19 protein-coding genes and 1 pseudogene are annotated in these 26,265 nt (G+C 31.4%); 7 read left to right on the top strand and 13 right to left on the bottom strand.

Annotation, left to right across the window (positions count from 1 at the left end; translation table 11 throughout):
* Window positions 1-352 precede the first annotated feature (352 nt).
* The 6 genes from ACQKOG_RS17380 to ACQKOG_RS17355 form a co-directional block, all read right to left on the bottom strand.
* Complete coding sequence (locus ACQKOG_RS17380) at window positions 353-1,402, bottom strand: hypothetical protein (RefSeq protein WP_427447618.1); 1,050 nt, start codon at window positions 1,400-1,402, stop codon at window positions 353-355.
* Window positions 1,403-1,930: 528 nt separating this feature from the next.
* Window positions 1,931-2,926, bottom strand: a complete 996-nt coding sequence (locus ACQKOG_RS17375) for a DNA translocase FtsK (RefSeq protein ID WP_427447616.1) — start codon at window positions 2,924-2,926, stop codon at window positions 1,931-1,933.
* 409 nt (window positions 2,927-3,335) lie between these two features.
* Window positions 3,336-3,461, bottom strand: coding sequence for a hypothetical protein (locus ACQKOG_RS17370; RefSeq protein ID WP_427447614.1), 126 nt, complete (start codon window positions 3,459-3,461; stop codon window positions 3,336-3,338).
* A gap of 709 nt (window positions 3,462-4,170) precedes the next feature.
* The gene (locus ACQKOG_RS17365; RefSeq protein WP_427447612.1) at window positions 4,171-4,698 is read right to left on the bottom strand and encodes a hypothetical protein; all 528 of its coding nucleotides are present in this window, start codon (window positions 4,696-4,698) and stop codon (window positions 4,171-4,173) included.
* A 376-nt stretch (window positions 4,699-5,074) separates the two neighbouring features.
* A complete protein-coding gene (locus ACQKOG_RS17360; RefSeq protein ID WP_427447610.1) occupies window positions 5,075-6,031 on the bottom strand; it encodes a hypothetical protein in 957 nt (318 codons plus the stop codon).
* A 159-nt stretch (window positions 6,032-6,190) separates the two neighbouring features.
* Window positions 6,191-6,433: a WYL domain-containing protein gene (locus ACQKOG_RS17355; RefSeq protein WP_427447608.1), complete on the bottom strand. Its 243-nt coding sequence runs from the start codon at window positions 6,431-6,433 to the stop codon at window positions 6,191-6,193.
* A 205-nt stretch (window positions 6,434-6,638) separates the two neighbouring features.
* On the opposite strand from ACQKOG_RS17355, the gene ACQKOG_RS17350 reads away from it, so the two are divergent.
* A complete protein-coding gene (locus tag ACQKOG_RS17350) occupies window positions 6,639-6,839 on the top strand; it encodes a hypothetical protein (protein WP_427447606.1) in 201 nt (66 codons plus the stop codon).
* Between the two features lie 39 nt (window positions 6,840-6,878).
* Here ACQKOG_RS17350 and ACQKOG_RS17345 read toward each other — a convergent pair whose 3' ends face one another.
* From ACQKOG_RS17345 to ACQKOG_RS17335, 3 genes are all read right to left on the bottom strand, one after another.
* Entirely contained in the window at window positions 6,879-8,312 is a 1,434-nt protein-coding gene (locus ACQKOG_RS17345; protein WP_427447604.1) for a PIN-like domain-containing protein, read from the bottom strand.
* 819 nt (window positions 8,313-9,131) lie between these two features.
* Window positions 9,132-10,613, bottom strand: coding sequence for a phospholipase D-like domain-containing protein (locus tag ACQKOG_RS17340; protein WP_427447602.1), 1,482 nt, complete (start codon window positions 10,611-10,613; stop codon window positions 9,132-9,134).
* Window positions 10,614-14,186, bottom strand: coding sequence for an AAA domain-containing protein (locus ACQKOG_RS17335; protein ID WP_427447600.1), 3,573 nt, complete (start codon window positions 14,184-14,186; stop codon window positions 10,614-10,616).
* A gap of 1,169 nt (window positions 14,187-15,355) precedes the next feature.
* Between ACQKOG_RS17335 and ACQKOG_RS17330 the strand changes: the two genes are divergently transcribed.
* On the top strand, window positions 15,356-17,002 hold the full coding sequence (locus ACQKOG_RS17330) for a hypothetical protein (RefSeq protein WP_427447598.1): 1,647 nt from the start codon (window positions 15,356-15,358) through the stop codon (window positions 17,000-17,002).
* 656 nt (window positions 17,003-17,658) lie between these two features.
* On the opposite strand, the gene ACQKOG_RS17325 is transcribed toward ACQKOG_RS17330, so the two are convergent.
* The 3 genes from ACQKOG_RS17325 to ACQKOG_RS17315 form a co-directional block, all read right to left on the bottom strand.
* Entirely contained in the window at window positions 17,659-18,960 is a 1,302-nt protein-coding gene (locus ACQKOG_RS17325) for a hypothetical protein (protein ID WP_427447596.1), read from the bottom strand.
* 1,429 nt (window positions 18,961-20,389) lie between these two features.
* Window positions 20,390-21,747, bottom strand: a protein-coding gene (locus ACQKOG_RS17320; RefSeq protein WP_427447594.1) for an IS3 family transposase whose coding sequence is annotated in 2 segments (ribosomal slippage) — window positions 20,390-21,276 and window positions 21,276-21,747 — 1,359 coding nt in all. Because the reading frame shifts where the segments join, the coding sequence is not laid out codon by codon here.
* Window positions 21,748-21,828: 81 nt separating this feature from the next.
* The gene (locus ACQKOG_RS17315) at window positions 21,829-22,728 is read right to left on the bottom strand and encodes a cation diffusion facilitator family transporter (protein ID WP_427447592.1); all 900 of its coding nucleotides are present in this window, start codon (window positions 22,726-22,728) and stop codon (window positions 21,829-21,831) included.
* A gap of 572 nt (window positions 22,729-23,300) precedes the next feature.
* Here ACQKOG_RS17315 and ACQKOG_RS17310 point away from each other — a divergent pair.
* Both ACQKOG_RS17310 and ACQKOG_RS17305 read left to right on the top strand, forming a co-directional pair.
* Window positions 23,301-23,432 (top strand): YjcZ family sporulation protein, encoded by a 132-nt coding sequence (locus ACQKOG_RS17310; protein ID WP_427447622.1) that lies wholly within the window; start codon window positions 23,301-23,303, stop codon window positions 23,430-23,432.
* Window positions 23,433-23,655: 223 nt separating this feature from the next.
* Entirely contained in the window at window positions 23,656-23,766 is a 111-nt protein-coding gene (locus tag ACQKOG_RS17305; RefSeq protein ID WP_427447590.1) for a YjcZ family sporulation protein, read from the top strand.
* Between the two features lie 269 nt (window positions 23,767-24,035).
* Here ACQKOG_RS17305 and ACQKOG_RS17300 read toward each other — a convergent pair whose 3' ends face one another.
* The gene (locus ACQKOG_RS17300; RefSeq protein ID WP_427447588.1) at window positions 24,036-24,641 is read right to left on the bottom strand and encodes an undecaprenyl-diphosphatase; all 606 of its coding nucleotides are present in this window, start codon (window positions 24,639-24,641) and stop codon (window positions 24,036-24,038) included.
* 531 nt (window positions 24,642-25,172) lie between these two features.
* Between ACQKOG_RS17300 and ACQKOG_RS17295 the strand changes: the two are divergent.
* The 3 genes and pseudogenes from ACQKOG_RS17295 to ACQKOG_RS17285 all read left to right on the top strand — a co-directional run.
* Window positions 25,173-25,238 (top strand): annotated as a pseudogene (locus ACQKOG_RS17295) (YjcZ family sporulation protein); the annotation flags it as partial.
* 24 nt (window positions 25,239-25,262) lie between these two features.
* Window positions 25,263-25,457, top strand: coding sequence for a hypothetical protein (locus ACQKOG_RS17290; protein WP_427447586.1), 195 nt, complete (start codon window positions 25,263-25,265; stop codon window positions 25,455-25,457).
* Window positions 25,458-26,035: 578 nt separating this feature from the next.
* Window positions 26,036-26,173, top strand: a complete 138-nt coding sequence (locus tag ACQKOG_RS17285; RefSeq protein WP_427447584.1) for a hypothetical protein — start codon at window positions 26,036-26,038, stop codon at window positions 26,171-26,173.
* The last annotated feature ends 92 nt before the right edge of the window (window positions 26,174-26,265 follow it).

The raw sequence follows: 26,265 nt of genomic DNA, 5'->3' as shown, positions 1-26,265 counted from the left end.
TGCATACTAACACCTCAGTATTAGTATGAAATGGAAGAGCATTTTTGTACATCGTTATTCAAGCAGGAATGTACATATTTAAATTAGCATTTATAGTAATATTATGTAAACTGAAGTGGATTTCTGAACCAATCTTAAATAATACCTCTCTTTCTCTATTTAAGATTAGATAACCCCGTCCTAAATTTAGAACGGGGTTATACTTATTTAAGCTTTAAAATCAAATGAATTTATTGATATTTTACTCTTTAAATCCTTTTTCAATGCTCTTACATAGTAATTTTTATTCTTTGTATCCATAAGGAAATATTGGTGAGGAACATGTAAAAATTCAGCCTATGTTTCCTCTTCCCTATATCTCTTCCCATGCACTCTTGATAAATACCTTTTTTGTTCCAAGAATATTGCTTTTTAAGGCTTCTTCCATAGACTGTGTTAATTTATAACCATTCAATTGATACTTTCGATAGAATTTCCCTGAACAACTAAGAGAACAAAATTTACTTTTGAAAAAGTACTTTTTCAATTGATACATATTCCTTTTTTCAAAAGTTCTAGTTTTACCGCAATCAGGGCATTTATATAAAACAACATTTTTACCATATATATTACGACTTAGGCATTTATTGATTAAATCACGTTTCCTCTTTAAATACATTGGGGGATCCCATGAATATAACCATTTTGCAATAACGTGAACAGAAGCGGGGCCACCATAAGATAATGCATAGGTGTTTTTATTTTTACGTACAGTTACTGGATTTACGCCTAATTCCGTTTCTAAAATATTCTTTATTTGCATCATCATTGCTTGGGTGCCGCTAAAAGCTAACTGTGGCATCCCTGTAGACTTTTTAATACTAATTGAACCATCTCCATCAAATACCCCTAAAATAAAAGGACGGTGATCCCAAGCCTGTTCTAGTGGGTATTTAAGTTTAAAGGTTTTTTGATTCTCTAGACCATATTTTAATAAATCCGAGTAAATGATTTTACTGCCAAATGTGATTCTTGAATATTCCCTTCCCTTTGTATAATCAGGTTGAATTGGAGCTTCCGATTCAATTAAATTCTTGAGGTACTCTAAAATATAGGCATCTCTTTTTTGAATCTTAATTTTTAAACCAGCATGATTTTTTTCTTCATATGAAAATAAGTGACCGTCACTATAAATCCAACCAAGGAAGTAGAGCTTTTCTAACGAATCTAACTTTTCGAAAAACTCTTCGTTTAAAGGATACTTTCTTGCCTTGTAAGTATAGCCTGCACTTACTAAATACCTTCTGATAACTCCATGAGTTGTGTTGTATTGTTGCGCTATTTCTCTTAAACTGAGTCCCTGTACTTGATGTAATTCGTTGAACTTTTCAATGTCTTTCGGATTAAATCTTTTGTTAAACATATTCCATCTCCCCTTCAAATATTTGATATTAGCAATGTTGACAGGAAGATAGAAAAATATACTATCTAAATTATTTATTTCTTGAAGTTTCATATTTTTCACTAGTTTAAACCATAAAAAAGACCATCAAAATGATGGTCCTACCTCAACAAAGCCTTAAGTAAAATTTGAACAATATTTACTCTTCAGAATGTTTATTAAGTTGTATAATTGAAAAATTTTCTTCATGTTCTATATTTGTAAACATCTACACCCTGTGATGGTGAATCGGTCAGTGTTACTCGAATTAAGTTGTAAGGAGGCGATTGCGTTTGTGCTTGTTCAAAAGTTACTTTTCCTATTGTTAATTGCAGTCATATTGGGTTTTAGTATATTTATTGCTCAAGACGCTCTCTCAATTGCTCTATTGATAAGTAAGTACCATTCTTTTTCTGATGCAGCATTCATCGTGTCAATTAAGGCAAACAGGGATTGACTTATATGCTCCCTGTACAGTAAAAAAGACAGAGACTAAACCTCTGCCCTTCACTACTTATTAGTGAATTCTAATCCCACTATGGTATTTAGGATATCTTTAAGATCCTTTACTAATACTTCTCGAGGCTTACTACCATCAGGTGAAGAAACAACACCTCTCTCTTCCAATGTATCAACTAATCTAGCAGCTCGTGCATAACCAATTCTAAATTTTCTTTGTAACATTGAAACGGAAGCGGTTTGTTCTTTAATAACTAGCTCAATTGCATCCTGAAGGAAGGAATCCTCATCATCAGTTTTTTTATATTGATTCAATTTTGAGTTATCCATTTCCTCTTTACAACCATCATTGCATTGTGACTTGATATTAGAAATAACAACTGGTTCTGATGTAGTATTTGTTAACTCTTTTAAAAGTTGTTCTGCCTCATCTATACACCCAGCACTTAATGTGAAATATCTGTCTTTAGATTCCTCCAATTGTTTTTCAACAAGCAGATTTAACTTTATTAAATCTTTTATTCCTTGTTCAATAATACCAATATCTTCTTTAAAATGTTCAACAATTTGAGACATTGTAATCTCAAAGTTATACCTTTGAATAAATACTAGTAAAGCTTTTGAGTTAGAGCTAATTTTTTTATTATGTAAAACACGATTTATTATAAAATCTATTACATCTGTGCTATTTTGGATAAAAAATCGTTCATCTTTCAATTCATTTGCTTCTATATTAATTTCCTTTAAAAAGGTAAATGCACTTTTTTCAGTCATATGCGATACTTTTAAAATCAGATTTGAATCTGGCATAGAATAATCATTTTTTTTCAATAAAACAATCGTACTTGGAAAAATGCCTGTTTCAATACAATAACTCCCATTAAGAAATAAGGGGAAATAAATATAAGATGATTTCATATATATACATCCTAAATTTTCTTTATTTATTTCAATTATTCTTGCTATCTCATCTTCGCAGTTTAAAATTTCTTTTAATACTGGTTTCTCGTTTGGTCTTACTATCAAAGCTGTTATTATCTTTTCCATTAGATCCATTCCCCCTCACTATTCCTATTTCAAATATATGCAAGAGAAATAAGCAACATGTTAATAAACTATAGATTGGGGGTTCTTCATTCAAAAAATGTAGCCTGAGTTATCAAAATATCTACAAAAAGAAGCATGCTAAAAATACAGCATGCTTCTAATAAAGTTTAGTGACACCAGATAAATCACCACCTAAAGCTAATATTTCCTTCCACTGAATTCACTCGCTTGTGAGTATGTATTTCTCTTATGTATATTTTTATTGAATATTAGGTAAATCTACATTTCATATTATTTACACGAATAATTCGACAATCAGAAATCCAAACCAAGCTTCCGTATAAACGGAAACTAAGGTTATTTAAACAGCTATTCAAATTTCATAAATATTACTTCGTAGTTCATCTATTTACAAATCTTTTAAAGTATTATCGTATAATCGATAAATAACAGGCATAATTTCTTCATCTATTTCATCAACAAGCTCAACTACTTGCTCGTCCTCGATGTTTTCTATATTCGTATCTTTTTCCATTAGAAAGACCACCTCTTATAAAATTAGGGCTATTTATATTTTATCATATGTAAGTGATTTTATTGTTCCATTGTAAATTTAAGATTGATCTTATTTAATGTTATTTGAGTTTGAGTTGTGACAAATAAAATGCGAATACGGCTTTATTTTTATCGTAAACGGAAATGACCTCCTAATTAAAACTGTTGGCGCGGTTTTAATAGGAGGTCATTCGATAAATTTTCATTTCTTTTAAAACTTGGGTTAGGTCAAACGTTTTGCTGATTATAACTAGGCTAGATGTTCCAGCATGTTGTATTTCCTAGTGTTAAGTGTAGCATATTGTTTTTTTATTTTCTAATCCCAGCAAAAGACGCAATATACCTAAACACCTTTACAGTTTGTTAATCTGAGCTAATGTTTAGTATTTTAGTTACTTACACTTTAATATTAATGCTTTTGCACGGCGCTAATTAAATTCCATAATACGTGTTTCATTATTACCTTGTTCAGATTTCAAACGTTCAATTGCTTCATCAAGAATAGCAATTTCATTATCATAATCTTTTAGTTTACGATAAGCAATCGCATAAGAATTATAAAGGGCTGGTGCATTATATCCGTTAAAACGTGCCTTATCGAATAATTCTATAGCTCTTAAAATGTTGCCGGATTTGCGCTCTTTATCACCTTCTTCGTAATAAGGGTAACCTTTATCAAAGCCTTTCTCCTAATTATTTAGATTTTTAATATCTTTTAACGGTACACGATTATGAATAGCATTGATTACTGGTTTCTCTTTAGTAACAGATGAAAATTCCCCGAACTTATTCTTTAAATGCTTCCATACATCAATCAAATGATACGTTGGAATATGACGTCCTAATTCCACTAAGGCTTTCTCTTGATCGTTATTGTAATTCGTGACGTAATCATCACCAATGTATATCCATGCCGTTACAGATTTAGCAAATTTACTTTTTAGCAACTTATTTCCACTCGCTATTAACGTGTTTGTAACCTCATCTTTATACTTTTCTAAATTTCCACCATATATAATACTAATTTCATCACGCATACTACGTGTAATAAAGGCGACAGCTTTAAGATTTTCGTACTGAACTTCATTGAAAGCACGGTGTTTTATACCAAAATAATGTTCTTCTATTTCACAGGCATATAAAACTGGCGCCGTTTCAAACTGTATTTTGGGTGTACTAGGACTGCGATCATAGCCATTACCACGTTTTGTAAACAAAGGGATATGACGATTCGTTAATCTATCAATGGTTTCATTTAAAATACGAGTTATCTCTTTGCTTTCTAATTCAATCGCTTCATCTTCAGTTAACCCCGTAGCAACAAAACGACTATCTGTTTCAAACTTTTTACGGATTTTTTCAGCTTCGTATGCTCGCTGATGGAACTCCTTAAAACGATTGCCACGTCCTTTGCCAACATAGAATATTTTCTACTTCTGGCAAAGTAAGTCGTAGTGCGTCATTATCCACAGCAAAAGCCTCTGCAATTGACAACATATATGCAGCAGATAAAATATTAATTAACAGTTGGTCTAAATACGATACTTCTTCTCTTTTTATTCCCGACTTTTTGCCCGCTTAACTATTCGATTTTTAATACACCTGGATTGGTTTTTCTTTAATGACACGTATCGTATTCCCCGGAATCACGGTTTGTGGAAGGATTTGCCCAAATTCACGCGCCCGATATCCATAGAATTTATTCAATAGGTTTTGAATAAGAAATAGATTGTTTGTAAACTCGGGCTTTACAAGGTCGTCTTCAAAATCCCATTCATTGTACCCCATTAGTTCAGCTAATTCTTGTATATTCCAGTAGCTGTCGTACGATTTTGTTGTCATCGGCTCAAAGGCTTCAATGGCTACATCAAATTCCAATATGTACCCGCAATTGTTTGGTCGATTACGCCAAGCATCTTGTAATAGTGGCTTTTTGGCCGTGTAATATTTAATGAGATTTTCAATGGTTAATAGGATTTCTGGTGCATTACTTACAATGGAATAGCCCTCAATGTCTTTTATATCTGCATCTAAAAAGGCTTCAATCTCACATTTATCGAAATAAAGCTTGCTATGTAAAGAAGAATTCGCATTACAGTAACCACAATCCCCGTACTCACTACAATCATTCGCTGGATTAATAAGACAATGTCTTTCTTTCGCATTGTATTTATAAATCGGATATCGTTTGCCGTCATAGGAAATCCATGCTTCGTCCACGTTAATTTCAATACCGTGTTTATGTAAAAAGGCGCGGAGCGGGGTATCTTGTTCCAGCATTTGTTTTAAATTGAGCATGCCCCGTTGAAAAATAGAGGCCAATTGATTGTCACTTGTCGTTAGGTGTCGACAACTAATCTTCGTCGCCTCTTGGTAGGCACGGTTTAAATCAATTGAAAAACGTTTGATGAAGTCCAAAGCCTTGTAATTGTCTGGTGAAGTAGGGTTCAGTTCAAAAAATACGTCCTCTGCTTTTAACTCAAAATAATCGGCTAGCACCTGTGCTGCGCCCTCTTTATCCGTGATTTCAAAAAAGTTAATTACTACCATAAAATCATCCTTTATATTTAGTGTTACATCAATAATATAGGAATTGTGGCTTATAATACAAACAAAAAAAGAACCACGTGTGTGATTCTTCCTTGGCTATGAATTTTGTTAGAGCCGTACATTTTGCCAAATGCCGTTCACTAGCAGTCGCTTTAGCAATCAAATTCGAGGCTTCCTCGATTGCTTTTTGCTAACTTTCGCAAATCTATCTCTCAGTTCTTTCGGTTCTAGCACTTCAACAAATTCCGCCTGACTCAACAACGAAATCTTTATCCCTTTTCCAAACACATCAGCTTCAAAAATCAAGCCATCATCTAGCTTTTTTACTATCTTTGAAGTAAGTAAGCGATCGAGTACAGCTTGTGGTGAAGGGCCAGTAAATCTGAACTTCACATTTAACAACTCAACGTATACATTAACTGCACGCGTTTGGGAATTCGCCTTCTTGAAAGATCTCTTGGTATGGCACTATAAAAGAAGTAGATGTTTGCTGGAATTGCGCAATCCTATCCACCCGATTGATCGTAGGGAAATCAAAAACTGTTTTCACAGGGTAAGCAATTAAATAAAAATAATATTCGAAATAATAATCCCTACTGGAGAGCTTGTGAAATGGGTGAACGTAAACGACAACTTTTCTGATGCTCTACTTACAACAACTGATGAATATGGTGCGATGTGCTTTCTAACTCATCTATTAAATCAAAAAAGCAAAGCGTTAAACGAACAAAAACTGTATATTATCCAAGCTGTTAGTCAACAAGAAAAGGAGCCTGCATTTACAAGCTCCTTTTATCACGCGGATTAATCGACTGAACAATTAGTACAATATCTATTACCTTCATCGTTAAAATGGCCCATAACTTCCGCATTTGCTGTATGTATCAGGCACTTGCATCTCGTCTTTGTACTCATCATCGCGTTCGCTATAGCTCACTCCATCAAAATCAGCTGATAGGATAATCATCGATTCATAATCTCTATTATCAACAAAATTTAATAAATGATTCACGTTTCGTTTCACTTCGACACATATTGTACCAGCAACTTCGTGTTCATTTGGATTCGAAAGAATCAATTCCTTCGTGTCATAATCTTTTCCCAAATAATCATAGGAAGATGTGCTCGCCTCTACGTGGAATAACAAATGATAGGTAATTTCATTTTGTTCACGTTCATGCATGATGTAACTATCAAATTCACACGTATCAACGGACCAAACATCGATACCGTCTGAACCAACAAACACCAAAATGGACTCCTCAATATATTCATGTTCCGAATAAGGCAACTCCTCATGAATAAACGCCATGGCATCTTGCTGAATATTGTCAATGTAATCATCGTCTGTAAGGAGTAAGGCTTGTTCCACAAGGTCGGATTTCGTAACAGCTAAACTTGTTGAAACGCTTTCAAAAAAATCTGTCGAAGTAAGGGGTTGGATTTTCATTGATAGCCCTGTTATACCGTCATTTGAAGTGGTACGGAGCTTTGTTCCTTTTTCAAACTCACTTACAAGTGTCGGTAAAAATTCAAATGGCGATTTTGTTGTGTCCCACCAATCTGCCTTAATATCATCTGTGACAAAAATAATATTCGATTGATTGTCACGAGCATAGCGAATAACTTCTTTCCACATGATCAAATCACTGTATTTACGGATACCGTCTTTACTTTTGGCATCTTCAAAACCTGGTGGCGTTTTCCTTTTGTAACGAGTTTCACCTTCTGAACAAATGTTGTACAATTCTTCCGTTGTAAATTCACACATCACTTTTTGTGCTTGCACTAATTCATTCACAAATGATTCTACCACATCGTTCTCCCAACTATCCTTTAACAACGAAAGAATACTGCGCTCATCAAAATAATTCGTTATCATCGCTGATAAATTATCATAAGCCTCATCGATTTCTTCAATCATTTGCTCGGCATCAGGAAATTGCTTCTTCACAAGTGTATTAAAATTGTTTTTAAGCTTTTCACGTTGATTTTCAATAAGTTTTTTCGGTTCATCTGTGAGGCGATCTAATGTATTTTTTCGTTGAGTGAATTCTTTTGCGAAATTTCGTTTAAATTCAAGCTTCACCGTTGAGGGTATCACAATATAATCCTGAACTTCGCGCATACAATCTAATGCAAAAGAAGCATAGTCAGGCGATAAACGGTACAAATTTAAAAAGATATTCGTATCGCAGACAATCGTGTAACCCTGTTCAAGCAGGGATTTTATATCAACTGTATCGTTACTGCTTGCAGCTGTTGTTGTTTCTTGCACCATGATAAATAACCACCTTTAATATTTTAAAATTCGATTGGAAAACACAGCGTGTCAGACAATCTATCTAATTATTTTTGAATATTCAAGAAAAATCTTTCGACAAAATGAAATAAATTTTAGTAGGGAAACGACATGGGTAAACATACCGTTTGAAACCTATACTGACGTTGGTTGTTGTTGTGCTAATCGTTTCGTTTTATTTGAGCCTGTCGTTGCAAGTTTTCGAAGATGTAAATCAATAAATCTTCCAAACGGAAAAATTCTGTTTCATCGTAGTGAAGCTTTTTACCTGAAACAAATTCAACAGTCCTAATGGTATAAGATGGGATATCACTAGCTGGCCTTGTGAATGACCTTATACTACACTACTCTTGTTATCCAACCAACAAAAATCTTCCATATCAACCGAGTTATGATGGGAAGATTCTAGATTATAAATGCGCGTGCAGAATGCAATTCAGTTTTTCTATTTCTACATCTAAGCTTTCATTGAATTTCTCAACAATAAATTCTTGTTGGATTTTTGAAATGAAGCGTTAATCTGAAATAATGTGGTAAATTGTCACTAATAATCCATCAATATCAAGCTTTTTTAAGTCTTGTGATAGTGCTACGTAAATGATATTACTTGAAGTGGCAATGGTATTAGCAATGAGTAAGATTTTACGTGTTCTTACTTCGGAAAGCTCACGGCTACCATGCTTTTTTTGTTATAAAATAGCCCCTGAATGATCCCAATTAACGAGTTAATAAAGATAGACATTGAGGCTCCGCGTGAAGTGCTTGTGGAGCAACTTAATAATGAAAACTATATTCTATTTACTTTAAATAATTTTCAATTTGAATTACCATTCTATCATTTATACTATTAATTACTTGATTAATTGTTTCCTCGTTTTCAGTATAAAGCCCTGATTCTTGACGGAATCCCCAATTTGGATTACCTCTAAATGAAAGCCAGTTAAAACTAGTAATTACTACATACTCCCCATCAACCAATAAGACTTTTTCGTGTGTATTACCTAATTTTTTGAAAATCATTTTCTTTCCATATGTTTGTTTCTTCATATTGTTTAACTTTTCTATCGCTCTAGGGTCACTGTCGTCTTTTTCAGCTATACCATACCCTATTATTACTCTTATTCCACGTTTTAAAGAATTAATTATTTCATTTTGAAGCTCAGTATCAAAACCACTAAATTTAATCCACGGAGATAAAATAACGACCATTTTTTTTGATTTCTTTAACGCATTTATAAGAATAGATCTATGTTCATAAGTCTCGATGAATCTAGTACTATTTTCTTTATTAAGTTTAATTTCATCCAATTGTTTCCTAAGCATTTTTATTTCTTGAGTTTTTGAATAGACTTCCTCTTCAGGTAAGTCATCTGGATTTTTCAAAATATTTTCATGCTCTAAAATTAATCGAGTTACGGCAAACTCCTTTAGTTTTGTATTTTTAGTTTCTGTAGTGTTTGCTGCAGCCTGTTTAATTACTTCTTCCGTCACTAATTGAGTTAATTCTTTATTAAACTCAACTTGGTCTATTACTCCTTTTTTATCAAGTGGAATTTGAGAAATTCCAGACTCTTGCATTTTTAATAATATGTTTTCATACTCAACTTCTCTATCAAGACCATCGAATATTTTGACATCTAAATTATTATTTTTATCTAAAAAAACAAGTAAACTTCTTTTTTTATACATAGTGTAGGATTTTTCTATCTTATTAATAGAAATTAAATCTCCATTAAATGTGTCATCAAGAAATTCTGATTTATGTTTTTTTATTAATCGAGCGATGTCATTAAATGCGATTTCATTTGTACTAGGTATTTCTTTATCTGGTAATAATACATGAAAATCTTTTGTTTTTACTTCTTTGGCTGTATAAGAAGCTTTATGAGGCAATGCTTCTCCAGTAAATCCATCTATTAGAAAATGAAAACTTACTTGCTCTGGGACAATTAATTTTGAGTTGCGTAAAATATCTTTTCCTTTGTCTGATATCTTAGGTCTGTCATTTAAAATTACTACTAAATCATCCTTAAATAGCATTGCAATTGAATCTGTTATAAGTCTAGTTTCTATACCTAAAATATTTGACATTTTATCGATTTCATTGATATTAATATCCAATAGTTTTAGTATGAATTCTTCAACTATACCTATATCTTTCTTTTTCAAAAGTGTTATATTCAGGTGGATTTTATATACAGGAAAAGCAGCATAAACATATTTAACCAATTTACCTTCAGGAACGGAATCTTTATATTTCTCAGCTAATTTTTCAATCATTTATAATACCTCCTCTAAAGTACAAATACTTTCATTTAAACTAATATATTCATATACTTTTAAAAAAGGATTTTCTAAATTATCAAAAGTAGTAGATTCCTTAGTTACTGAAATGTGATCACCTACAATAATTAATAATTCTTTTGCTCTCGATAAAGCTACATTTAAACGTCTTGCATCACTTAAAAATCCTATTTTCCCCTTATCATTACTTCTTACGATGCTATAAAAAATTATATCTGTTTCTCTTCCCTGGAAGGCATCTACAGTATTAATTTCTACATTTAAGAACTTAAGTTTATCTTTATATTTCGTTTCAAATTCTTTTCTAATTAGAGATTTTTGAGCTTGATAACCCGCAATTACTCCAACATCTTTATATAGTTTTTTTGAAGCGTATTCTACTTCCATTTCTAAAAGTTTGTCAAAGATTATATTAACTTCGAATTCATTTTGATACGTCTGATGTGAATTACTCTTAATAATTTGTTCAAACCTTTTAGGACTCTTAAAAGTTGTAAGCCATACAACACCTTTCCCATCCCATTTTGAAATACCATGATTTCTTTTAGCTACAGTTGTCTTAGATTCTAACATTCCTTCGTAGAATACTTTACTCACTAGATTACCTATAGCTGGATGCATTCTATACTGCTGCTCTAACCTGCCAACACAATTATTATTGATATTTAACATTAATTCTTCAAATAGACTTTTTTCTAAGTCCTTTAATTTAATGTTTGCTTGTTGTAAGTCTAGTTTTTGTATATTTTTATCTAAAATGGGTGGTAACTGCTTATGATCGCCTACCAAGACAATCTTTTTGCCAAGTGTTATAGGTACTAGCAATTCGGGCGCAGTAGCTCTTCCTGCTTCATCTATAATTACCCAATCAAAAACAATCTCACTATTATACGAAAGGCTAGAAATCCCTAAACAGGTAGCACCAATTATATTTGTTTTCTTTATTAAAACATCTAGTAATTTTTCATCTGAACCAATACGTGAAAACCATTCGTTCTGAATGCTTTCTATTCTAGAAATAAACTCTAGCTCTTCCTGATTTCCCTTCATAGTTAAATTGACTTCTTCTTTTAGACTATAAAATTGTTCTACATCTTCTATTTCTAAATATGAATACGCTTCCTTTAATTCCTGATTAACTTCATCAGCTTTATACATGGTTTCAATGAGTGAATTTTCAATCTCCATTTTATCAACAGATAAATTCTTAGCTCTGTCTAAATTCGTTAAAAATTTATTACCAAAACTTATAAAGTTGTCTTTGAATGTTTTCGCAATATCATTTAGTTCTATATCATCAGTTTGTTTTGTTTCTTTATTCAGTACATGCGTTATCTTCTCTAACTCATAATTTAATTTTTTTAGTTCTTCATAACTCTCTACAATCACATCAAGCCTAGATTGAGTATCTAAAATTTTTGTATCAATAACTTCAATATTTTCTTTCAAACGATCGATTTCCAAAATTTTTTCGTATTTGTCTATTAACGCTCCATCCATATTAATCTGTTTTTTTAGATTATCTATATATTCCAAACTGTTCTTTCTTATACTCTCTATCAATTCAGATAATTGCTCTTCAATCATATATTTTTCCGCACCTAAAGATAGCTTATCTTTTCTACCTATACGTAGCATAGATAAATTAGGCAACATATCTTTAATTTTATTTAAGGCATGGTCAACAGCAACATTGGATTGAGAAGAAATTAGAACTTTACTATCTGGATTCTCCTTATAAATCTGATTTACTAGTTCGCTTATAAAAGTAGTTTTACCGGTACCAGGAGGTCCCTGTAAAATAAACATATCTTTTGCCAGCATTGCTTTTTCAACAGCTTTTTGTTTAGAATCATCCATTTCACTAGCATATTCTAAATCTATATATAAATCTGAATACATAGCTTGTTCAGGATTTAATAAAATATCCGATATTCTAGGATTATTTAATTCTCTATATTGAATCGATTTTAGTGCTTTTTTTTGTCTATTAAGTGCCGTCTCTATCATTCTTCTATCAATAGAAATCTCTCCAGACTTAGCAAAATCATCTGGACTTGCATCCTTACTCAATTGAACAACAAGTTTATTTCCATCCGCATCAATACAATAACCAGCTAGTTTTGTTCTATTAATATTATGTACAGAAGTCATACAGAGTAACTGCTCATCATCAAACACTTTTTCTGAAAGCTCATTTTTTAATTCTATAATGATCTTTTCCCCTAAAGAATCCACTTCAAAATGACGGTACTGCAGTGTAGATTTGTTCTCTTCTAAGTCTTCTTCTAAAATACGAAGAACTTTTTCCCATCTCTGAATACTATTCTTTTCACTAATTTCTTGATCATTTTTTAATTTTTTCGCTCTATATTCAAATTCAAATTTAGAAATTAAGTCATGAATATTATCAAAGTCATTATCTTTAGTTACACTAACACAGACTTCAAATTCTCCTTCATGAATAATCGCCCACTCTTTATTACTGTTGTGCTGCGACTTATTAGGGAAATATATACTTATAATAGTAAATGTACTATCGGTTCTTTTATCAACAACACACTTAAATTCATATTGTTTGCCATACACCTTATAAGTATTTTGATCACTTCTCAAATTATTATCATTATCCATGTAAATTAAGGATTTATTTAAATCATTAGCAATTAGTTTACTAGCCTCACTACGACTTTCATTTTCTAAATATCCAAACTGACAAAGCCTTTTAACTACAGAATCAGCAAATCCTATTCCATATAATTTGGTTTCCCTTTTATTAAATGCTTGAAACTTACTTCTAAGTTCACTTACTGTACCAATTCTATTTTCTACTTCCTCATCAATCATGATTAAAAGTAAATTTTTAAAGTGCTCTTCTAATCCACTTTGCTTAACATATTCAATAATATTTTCTTCGAATTCAAACTCTTTTTCTAAAAAAATTTCGGTAATTACTATCCCTATTGAATATATATCACTTCTAAAATCTAGATTTTTTAAAAACCTTTGCTCTGGTGAAGCATATTTTGGTGTTAAATAATTTTTTACTGTAAAATCTTTATATATACTATCTTTTAATTTACTAATCCCAAAATCGATTATTTTTATCTGATTAGACTCATTTATTAGTATATTAGAAGGCTTAAGATCTCTGTGAATAACACCTTTAGAATGCGCATAATCTAATCCTTCTAAAATATCTAGAATGATTTTCATCTTTTGTTTTTCACTAAATACCCCTTTGTATATAACGTCACTTAATGAATCACCTCTAAAGTACTCTAAAACTATGTAGTTTAATTTATTTTCTACGTCTATACCCTTTTCTAGAAGACTAACAATATTTTTATTTTGAAGTTTTTCTAAATTCTCTAGTTCCCTATTGAATAAAGCTTTGTTTAATTCACTAGATTCTTCTTTATTCCATTCAAAAGTTTTTATCACTACCGTCTCTTGGTCTTTATCAAAATCTATACATAAATAGACATTTGACATGTTGCCACCGTTCAACTTTTTTAAAATTTTATATCTATTTTTTATAAACTTCATTTATAGCACCTCTAATTCATTAATCCGTATCTATTCTCTTATTATATTACAAAAAAAGAAATAAACGTAAATTTTTAAGTTCTATATTACTTATACCAATTAAAACCTAGCTGCTTTTCCCAGAGTTCAAGTTGTATTTGTTCGTTAAATCTCTTATGTATTCTCGTCACCTAAGTTATCTTCAAAATCAAAATCTACTCGCTTTTCTTATAACTGTTCTGTAAAGGTAATAGCTCCTTCGTGCTTCTAACTAAACAATCTAATTTATATACAATTAATACATCTTCTGTAAGCCCGAAATAATAAAAATATGCATCCTTTCGGTACGTACGAAGAATGGAAATCTATTTGAAAATTTTTCTATATAGATGGCTATTTTGCATATGTGGCATGTAATCATTTAAAATCTCTAGCTCCTTTATGGTATCTGTTCTTGAAATTTCTCCACAGAAACTTTGTCATTTTTGATTCTATCTAGGTTAGCTTCAATAAAATCAAAGTATTTTCTTTTAAGATCATTGTTAATCTCATTCCAACCTAGATTTTTATTTACAGCGCCTATTTCATTATTTACGAATGGGAATGTAAATGCTCTTAATAAATTACTTTTGCTGCTGTTATTCTCCCCTATAAATATTACTAATCGGTTAAAATCTAAATCAACTTACTTTAAATTTTTATACCCATAAATTGATGCTTTAGAAATGAACTTTTATATTATGACCTCACTTTTCCGTTTCGAAGATATTGTTAATATAGATCTAAAAAGAAATTGAAGTAGGTTCATTATGACTTTTAACCTCTTTAAATTAAATTTTAATATACTAATTTAATCATATTTTAGGTTTATACTTCCACTTTTATATGTTAATTTCTATATTAAAGGATTATATTTTCGTTTATCTGAATAAATTGAGTAAATAGATTTTAATCATTTCTGAGAAAGTGTAAATGTATTTTTAATCGAAAATATATATTTCTAGATAAAGCTATCTTGAAATTCAATGACTCATATATAATCTCTTGTTTATCCGAAATTTAACAATTTAAGATAGAAAATAAATTTTCAATCGGAGTAATCTCCTCATTCTTCACATGTGCTTATGACGAGGTCTTAGCAGGTTCGAATCCTGAAATAGCACACCATTTTACAAGGAGGGAATAAAGAAATGACACAGTCTTACAAGACACAATCCGTAGCAATTATAGGTCCAGCACGGACAGGTAAAAGCTCACTAATTGCAATGTTCTCAGCGAATGAGCGTGAAATCCGAAGTAGTATCGCAGGTGAAGGCCTTGACAAAACAAAAAGTCTTATGCGTTTAGTAGTACACCGTGAGTTGGATAAAGAAGAATCTAAAGTACGTCTTTCTATCATCAACGATTCTAAAGACTTAGAACATACAAACCCTGAATTATCCAGCCGAATCCAAGAAGCGGAAGAAGTAATTAAGGGGGCTGAGAGTTTACAGGAAAAGGTGAAATATTTAGTAGGTGTCGAAGGATTAAAGTGGAGTCTGATTACTGAGATGTCTGACTGGGCAAAAGAAGTAATCCGTGAAGATGTATCAACGTTAATAATCTACGACACTGAAGGGGTTGGACTTGAAAATAATCCATATATCCCTATCGTTGATAATTATCTTCTTGTCGTTTCAAGTCAGAATCGCTCGGAACTGAAAAACTGTTTGAAAGTTTTAGAGGATTACTTAGTTTCTAGTAAAGTTACATACTTATTTGGAACCCTAAAAGCCACTTATAAGAATGATGATGAATTTTTAGACTATAAACGCGAGCAAGTAGACGAAATTATGAATGATATTCAGGATCAAATAATTAACGAATTAATACCTTACGAAGCAATGGAACAGCTTGATGCTTATCGATTAAGCTCGAACTATATTGTGTACCCTCATTTTGACGATACTATTAGAGAGGATGGGGATGGAAAGCTCCTAAAAGGAGTGACTTCTGCAGTTGAAGCATCTAAAGATGATTTCAGGTTAGAAAGGTTTACAAAAGATTTGAAAATTAAACTATCTAACCCTGACAACCTAGAAATGAAATTAAAAGAATTAAATTCCTTAAGTAATGAGGAACGTGTAAATGTGATCGAATCTATTAAAGCAGTTCTATTTGGTGGAATTAAATCTGAAAGTGATACATCTAAAAATAATGTACCTCTTACTCTAGAGAAGATAGAGCGTCTTTTAATTACTGATGGAAATGAAGATGTACATGATAAGCAAGGTGCTAAGTCTATTACTAAAGGTCGAACAAAGACTTATGACTATACGGTACTTCCATATACAATTCCAGAGTACTTGAAGAATGACGCTAAAGACGTAGCGAATGTTTTAAAACATCAATTGGAAAATATGTATGAAAAGAATCTCAACTCTGAAGCAGGTATGCTTGTACTAATTATGCAAGATCTTATGGCTCATAATCAAAACTTTGATCCTGTGCAACATGGTCACCATTGGGATGAATTCCCACGAAATCTACAATCTATCTATTCACGTCTCTACACTCCTCTCCTCGTATCAGAGGATGATAACCATAACTATGTAGATAAAATTCAAATGTATGGTATTGTAAGCGGATCATGGAATTATACGTCAAGCGGCGAATATATATCGAGAATACGTGAAATAGTTCTACTTGCTAATAACTTATATCAGAAAGACATCTTCAGTGCAAATAATATAGAGGAGTTAATTCGAAACTACGCTATTAGTGCTTACCGAATTGCTATTGCGATTCAAGTATTTTCATCACAAGGTATTAGCTTGTTTGAAGAACAAAAAGCGTAATAAATTAAAGCCAGGTAATTAAATTCCTCAGCTTAGACTGTAGACAAACTTAAAAATTTGAGTTTGTTTACTGTCTTTTTTTCTCGCCATCGTAATTATAAGTTCTTTACTGTGTAATTCTCTCTTCTTTTGTTTTTTAAAGAATTTATAAGCAACTGTAACTACTTTGGATGGTTCGCAACTTTTCCCTTGCTGATGAAAAAAGTGCAATTAATATCTCTATGCCGTGATTATAAAGTAGCTTACAATAATGCTACTTTACGTGCAACTACCTGTAAGTTTCCATTTATGCTGAGGATAAATTGTATGGAGTAAAGTACATTTTTTCGTTATTAATATTCCATGCATCCCTCATTTAAAATCCACTCTTTAACTATATTATTTGTGATGAAAAAATCTCTATTTGCATTGTAAATGCCCTCCCTAAAAAGTTTGAATGAAAGTAAAAAAGCACGCCCAATGAATTCGTTTATGCAAAGTTGCATAATTGAACACACTAGACTTGCTTTTAAAATTGCTTCTACCGCAAGGTAAAAGTAAATATTTTACCATAGCACTTGGGTTAAAAAAAGGGTAAAGAGATTTTTAATTACTTCTTTCAATCATAAGCTTCCCTGTACCAATACCAACAAAATCGTGATTACCTACAAATATTATTATTCCTTTGGTCTGATATGATAATTCATAGGTTTAATAATTTCAAGTTTCCAATTTTCATTAGAAATATATAATACAGAATCTTTTTCAATATAATAATTTGCTGTTATTTCTTGTTTACTACCATTCTCAACATATATTATTTCTAACTGATTGTCTTTTGAAAAATTAGCAGTTCTTAAACCCTTACCAAACAAAAGCGAAGCATGTAGTATTGTAACAAAAGCTAGTAATAAAACTGCTGTTATTTTAAATTTATCTAATTGATCGTTTTTAATTACTAACGATACATAAAGTTTCTTTAAGCTTTCATATAAAAACCCATATTTTTCTTGTTCCTCGCTAGTGTCACTGTTATCTTTTGTATCTTCACTTTCATTTACTAATTCATTGCTCTTTTTGTTATTTTTCGAATCGAGCCTTCGTTTAATTAGCATTGTCAAATAAAATGTAATAAAATTCAATAATAACACTGCAATCAATAAAACATATCCATGAAGGATCTCCCAAAAATACTTAACTCCCAGTAAGAAGATTAAAGTTATAGGTAAGCAACTAACAAATATCATCCATCTTTTATTGCTGAAATAAATATATAATGTTGTTAGAGTTGGCCAAAGAACTATTAAAGAAATGAATAGTATATCTTTTATAACTACTTCATCAACTTTAAATAAAGCTAATATACAATAAATCATTATACAAAAAAATACCGTTGATACACTTCCATATAAAAATAAACTCGTTTCATTAATGATTTTGACCAAAATGAACAAGCCCCAAACTAATGCTCCTATGAATATCCAAATTAAAGAAAAACCAAGTATACTTTTTATTTCAATACTGCTTGAAAAAAATAGAGTTAACATTATATTTAATATTAAAGATACACATAAAAGTATGAAAACCAACCAAATTTTACTATTTCCTTTTTTTACAAGAGAAACTATATTATAAATAATATAAAAAATACATAAAAAATAAAATGAAATTATAGACATCGTACGTATATCAAATGGAACAAAATTGGAGATTACATTAAAATTTGAAATTGTACTTTCAAAATCCCCCCCAAAATAATAGCCATATAAGAAACCATAGACTATCAAAAAACTCATAATTGCTACAATACCAAATACAAATATTGTAAATTTAAAGTTAGAGTAAAGTTCGGCAAATCTATCTATTCTTCTAGATAAATATTTTTCTAATTTATTCTTAAGAGCTTTTTTATCTTTTTCCATATCTTCTATATCTTCTATTTCTACCACTTCTTTTTCTATATCTTCTTTTTGAATCATTAATTTGCCCCCAATACGAAGTGGATATTTAGCCGTAGCCAGCTGAATACATCCAGTAATTCAATTATACTGATGCATAATGGACATTTAATACTTATTATTCAGAGATATCGCTTGTAAACTCTTCTAGTTCATTCTCTAATTCAATTAGTTTATGTTCTTGGATAACTTCTAAAAACTTTTTACAGAACCATATGATTCTAGTTGATATGATACTATAGTAACAGAAATCGACTAAAGAATCATATTATTCAAAACTTTTTCCTTTAAATCCAGATTGATGAATTTTTCGATCTTTTCCTTTATCGGTTCGTTCAATAATGACGAAAACGAGCGTTAGCCAAAAAAGAAGTGTATTCCTACTTTTTTTCAAAATACTTATTATCGAAGTTTGGAGTGTCAAATTTAAAGATACAACTTGATGCTTCTTCAACATTTCAGTAATCTTTTCTAAGGTTTGAATGGTAATCTTCCTATCGCCTTTTTCAACCACTGCCAAATACGAAGTTTGCGGTCAGCATTTTTTAGCTACTTCTTATTGAGTGAGTTTTCAATTTCCGTATTTCTTTGATGTTGCTACCAACTAATTTGACTAAATTATCTACAAAATCATTTCATGATAATAAAAAAGTTAATAAGGAGAAATACTCCATATCAACTTTTATCCTTCGTTAAGATATAGTATTAACCAGCTTATTTGTTTACTCTTATGAATAGTTTTTATGAAAATTGGACAAATCTACATTAAACGATAATTAGCATTATTTAAACGAATAATCCCCTTTTGAACGATAAATTATGAGAAGCATCCGATAATTAGTAATTTGTGACCAAGGTATTTATATTATGTAAACTAAAATTATTTTGCGTGGAGGAGGGCCTGGATTCGTCTACTACTGTACATGGATGTATATGGACAAGAATCTACAGACATTTTGGACAAGAATGTCCAGACAAACTTAGATTTTTAAAAAAATAAAATGGACAAGAATCTACAGACACTTTTTGCGAAATGCTCAATTAAAAAACAAAGGTTAAAGTGAAAATATTTTAACGATTAACTAATCCTCTTAACGTCTTGTCGTATAATCGATAAATAACAGACATAATTTCCTCGTCTATTTCATCAACAAATTCAACTACTTGTTCGTCTTTGACGTTTTCCATATTCTTTTCTTCTATTGAAAACACCTTCTTATATATTTTAGTGTATTTTTATCACATGTGAGACCTTTCATAATTTTTTTAATTAATATCATTGGTCTTCAAAAAAAATCCTATTACAATTTTATTTAAATCACAAAATATAGCCTTTGTAAACCATTCAAATTTTATCCGGTGTGCTTAAATACCAGTACTTTTAACTTCACCTTTTGCAAAAAACCTCACTTTTGTGAAGTGACCCTAAAAGTTAGACACGGTTATTTCATTAGGCAGCTTGGGTAAAACGAGTTCGGTATTGCACCGGACTCGTTTTTAATTTTGCCTTGATCCGTTTCGTATTATAGTAATTTATATATTTTTCTAATTCTATTTTAAAATGCTCTATACTTTCAAATTCCCTCATGTAAAGGAATTCGGATTTCATAATTCCAAAGAAATTCTCCATGACAGAGTTGTCGTAACAGTTTCCTTTACGAGACATACTTTGAACAATCCCTCTTGATTCTAAGGCGCGACGATATTTATTCATTTGATAATGCCAGCCTTGATCGGAATGCATGAGTAACTGGTGGTGCTCAGGTAAACGTTTGAGCGCTTTGTCCAACATGTCTGAAACAAGTGAATAGTTTGGTCTAGAGCCAATTGTATACGTGATAATTTCCCCGTTAAATAAATCTAAAACTGGCGATAAATAAAGTTTCTCACCGAACAATTTAAATTCCGTAATGTCTGTCACCCATTTTTCATTTGGGGCATCTGCTTTAAAATTGCGGTTTAAAATATTTGGCGCAATTTTGCCAACGTTTCCTTTATAGGATTTATACTTTTTCATACGTACTAAACATTTTAAACCTAACTCTTTCATGATACGTTGTACTTTTTTATGATTCACTTTTTGCCCACGATTCGCTAGCTCGTCACGAATACGACGATAGCCATAACGTCCTTCATGTTCTTCATAAATCGCCTTTATTTCTACTTTTAAATCGGCATCTGGATCTGGTCGATTCATACGTTTTACTAAATCATAGTACGTACTTCGTGGAATGCCAGCGAGTTTTACAAGTGCTTTCACCGGATATTTATGCCTTAACTCATAGACTACTTGTGCTTTGTCCTGTTTGGTGATTTTTCCTTGTTTTGAACTAAGGCATTCAACTTTTTTAAATACTCGTTTTCCATTTCTAGTTGTTTAATACGTGCTTCAAGTGCTTCGGTAGAGCCTTCAACTGGTGCTTGTTTCGATTGTTTATTAAATTCTTTTTTCATGGATGGACGCCCCTTTTTCTTTGATTGAAGGGCATCTAATCCTTGAGTTTCATATTGCTTTCTCCAAACACTAATTGTTGAAGGGGCAGGTATTTTAAATATCGCTGCCGTTTCGTTTAAGGACGTACCATTTTCAATCATAAAATTTAGTACATCCATTTTAAACTCTAGTGTGTAATTTGTATATGGCTGAATAAAAGCTTCAACACCATTGTATTCATAGTGCTTAACCCATTTAAGGATTGCTTTATTATCAGTCTCCATAGATTTAGCTATATCATAGGAACTTTCCTTTCCATTTAAGTAACGCTCAACAGCTTGTAATTTATCTTTGGCAGTATATTTTTTGACCATACAAAAACTGCACCTCCAATTGTTAGATGTGTCTAACAATTGGGGCGCAGTTCATTGAAGTGAGGTTTTTATAAGTTACTTTTAATTAGCTTCTAGATAGTAAGGATTTACATGAATAAGGACTTCCTCTACGTCTGGGTATTTATTTAATATTTCATTTTTTATCTCACGAACGATATCATGGCCCTGTTTAATTGTTAAATCATGATTAAGTGATAGTCGGATGTCTAGAAGCTTATAGTGGCCGTGTTCTCTTGCGCGGATTTTGTCTATTCGTCGTACTTGATTAAATTCATGAATAGTGGTTTCATACTCGTCTAAAAGTTCCTGATCCACACTTTTTTCCATTAAAACATCAACAGAAGGTCTAACTAAGTCCATTGCAATATTAAAAATAAAATAAGCTACTAGAGCACTTGCAATTGCGTCAGCATATAACAAAAATGTCCATCCAATTGCATTTCCTATTATCGCTAAAAGGACTCCAATAAACGCAGCAAGGGAAGCTACAATATCACCTTTATGATCTAATGCAATCGCTATAATAGCCTTACTATTCCACTTCTTCCCTTGTTTTATGGAGTATCTATACAATATTTCTTTCGCTATATAAGAAATTACGGCTGCAATTAATGCACTGTATTGTGGTACACTGGGTTTTTCAAAAAATGCTAAAATTGCTTCTACAAATATATATAGTGAAACTAATATTAAAATAATTCCGACGATTGCTTCGCTAATTACCTCTGCCTTACCATGCCCAAATGGATGATCTTTATCAGGTGGTTTATTAGAGATACCTACAACTGCTAGCACAGCAATCGAAGCTACTACATCTGCACCGGAGTGAATTCCGTCTGCAAATACAGCCTCACTACCTCCAAAAAGGCCAAAGAATATTTTACCTACCATTAGAATTAGGTTGGATACAAGTGCAATCCATGCAACTTTTTTGCTAATTTGTTCTCTCTCACTAACCATTTATATCTCCTCCGATTAAGAAGTTTCATAACAAAAAATGAGGGAAGAATTCCCCCTCAAATACCCTTAATCTTCTTCCTTCAATTAATACTCAACTTATGATATCAGACGTATATCGAGTGGGTCTACAGCAACCTTTTTTACCATTATTAAATAAAATTCGAGAGTAAAAATAAGTTTCTTTAGATCAATTTAATCAAATTTAGGTTTCTCAAAAATAGACGCTTTCTCCAACTCAAGGAACTATTTAGTGTCATATACCTTCTTATCTATTCTTGTATCCTTACATACAATGGATTCGGGATAACAAACTCTCATCTCGCCCATAGTTTTTATTAATATTGCTGTCCCATATTACATAATAAAAAGCCATACCCGATTGGATATGTCCTTTAGTTAACATTATTTTTAACCTATCATCTTTTATTTTTTTGACGACTCACTATCCAAAAAAAACAACCCCCTCCTGATTCTGTTAATTTTTCCAATAGGATGATTACCTCCTTACTTTCTATAACTTTACATACAATAGATATAGAAAGGAGGGAAATTACATGGGATACTTCGGTAACATGGGTAATTACAATAACAATTGCTATTACGGCGGTGGCTATTATGGCGGCGGCTATGGTGGCTCATCATTCGTTCTAATTGTCGTTCTATTTATTCTATTAATTATTATCGGCGCAACTTTCATGTATTAAACTAAAGAACCTTTGTTAATACTAATCACAAATAGCGAGAATAATGTGTAAAGCTTATTTAGCTTTACTACATCTTATTTAAGGTCACTTTTACAAGAGTGACCTTTTTACATTAAAATATTTGAAAAAAATTTTTTAATTTATATTTAGTAAGTAGATAAATATCGCAATCTCTATTGAAAACTTTACATATTATAAAATAATAGAAAGGAGGGAAATTACTATGTCTGAATACTATGGTACTTCCGGTTATGGAACTGGTTCAGCATTTGCGCTAATTGTTGTTCTATTCATTCTTTTAATCATTGTCGGCGCTAGCTTCATGAGATATTAATACCCAACACAACTTCTAATGCTCATAACTTTTAGGTAGGATAATACAAACTTATCTTTTCCCTTCTATTCTTTAGTAGGGTCACTATCCTCCGGTGACCCTTTTTATGTTTCCTTTTCAATGATATACTTAACCTTTAATGGCATATTTAAAAGCCACACCTAGTTAGTTACATGTTTTTTTTACATATAGTTTCCATTATTATCTTTAATTGTTCGGATCTCTGACTTTTAAATACAATTCATTGTCAGCATTGGTGTTAATCTTCTCTAAACTTTAGATTTTTTAGCTTCATAAAATTTGCTAGTGATACCTTTTTCAATGGATTCATACTTAGTAATTAGGGTTGTTATTATTGTTAATTTTGAAACTGTAAAGTAAATTATTACGGCAGAAGTAATACCAATAAAAGCACCTACAAGAACATCTAATGGGTAATGAACTCCCACCCAAATACGTGAAATTCCGACTAATATCGCTAGCAACATCCAGACAATCCATTTCCCTTTTTTAAATAACCAAAATGACATACAGAATGAAAAAAATAATATGGTATGATCGCTAGGAAAAGAATTATTTATTGTTTTTTCTATTAATTGGTTAGTATTTGAAAGTACTGCAAATGGTTGTTTATTAAAATGCAATAATCCTGCAACTTTCCCCAAAATCTCAGCCAAAATGAAAGAAATTCCTCCACAAATGAGCATCATTTTGTTTTCTTTATTTTTGGTAAACCAGAACAATATAACAAAAATAGCTAAGAAAAAAACTGTATACTCAGCTATAATAACCATTGGAAAATTAATGAAAGTGAGTTCTTTTCCTATGTCATTAACCATTCTAAATAAGTTATTATTCATTTCCGATATATTCAATATACTCTCTCCTTTAGCTTTATATAGCTATGGCTTTATATAGCTATGATAAGAAAAAGGATATCGACGAGCTATCGTTTAAGATGACAATAAAGAGTCTAATCTAACATTATTGTCACTATTACTCGAAATTTAGCTTATGACTTTAAGACAAGCTCCTTAGTAGTAATGATACAGTTGAAGCCCAAGATGTTCCTAGATATAAATAGCCATAGTATTTAAGACAAAGTACGATAGGAAATAAAATAACCCTCTGAACAGGAATAATTGACTATAAGACTTCCAGTCAACAACCCTGCCAATCAATTGTATAGCCTTTAACAAGTTATTATCTAAATAATAACCTAATCCTCATCTATTTTTTTATTTTTCGCTTATTTGCCCACATGTTATCTACTATCATTTAAAAGAGTGACAGACCATTTTGATCTTCCATTTCTAAAAACTCCAAGTGATTATTGACAATTAGTCCATAGAATTATTCTTACAACTCATATATTAAATTACGGAGGTGATATGTAAGGAGTAACGACAACTTCTTTGGCATTAATTGTTGAATTGTTTGTTCTACTAATTATTGTAGGAATCTTAGTATAATTTTCTTCTGAAAGGAGGGTTACTATGTGTCAACTAGTTAGACACCAAGGTCGGGCTGTGGAAGTCAGAGATATCCATGGAAGAGTTCAAAGAGGAATACTAGAAGGAGTTGATCCATCAAGAGGAATTTTTATGCGCTCAGGCATTAGAATCATTTTTATTCCCTTCTTCTTTATTGCAGCTATTTTCGTCATAGGGATTGGAATACGTATATTCTAAGAATGTACACTTGAACAAATGAATATATAGATATCAAAATAATAGAAGTACATCGTTATGTCCAAAATTCCCACGTAAAAATGTCTGCTCTACCCCATAAGCAGACATTTTTTATATTAATTATACTTTGTTTGAGGTATGTAAATCTTTATCTTCGAAATGACTTTTTGAAATGGTTTCATTTGAAGCAGCTCCTTAAGGTCGCAATAAATAATCTATCCACAGCTCTGCTTACACCATCATAAAAATGAGCTATTCAACTATAGAACAATACTACCTTGAATAATAATTATATATCACACCGAAATTGAATACATTTTATTTTACATAACAGTACTTTAAATCTTCCTTTTCAAAGATCCCAAATTTGTGTCTTAGTCTAATCCACTTCATTGATTGAACATAGCCTATATTATATCAATTGAAGGGATTTGAAAAAATGGTAAATCCAATGCGTTTTCCAATGCGTTTTAATGAAGGACGCCGATTTTTTCCAGGCATGAGCCCGTTTACCCCAGGTATGAGCCCGTTTTTCCCAGGTATGGGCCCGTTTATCTAGAGACGTAGGAATCCTTTTTTTGAATTATCGATTTATTAGTCACAAAATTAACAAGTGTTGGTTACTGAATGCTAATATCATCAACGGTGTTGTAAAAGATATTTATTTAAATGCTGAGGTAACGATTTACGTTCGATTTAACGGTAAAGATGATTGAATTTTCCAGCAATAGCTACTGCTATCATAGAATAAGTCACTCAAGATGAACTGCTACTTATTAGGTAGACAGAGATGTTTAAGTGGCTTAAT

Origin of the sequence: Lysinibacillus sp. NPDC093216, assembly GCF_050280325.1 — a bacterium.
Lineage (GTDB): Bacteria > Bacillota > Bacilli > Bacillales_A > Planococcaceae > Lysinibacillus.
Note: the sequence above shows the minus strand (reverse complement) of the source record. Positions and strands in the feature narration are given on the sequence as shown.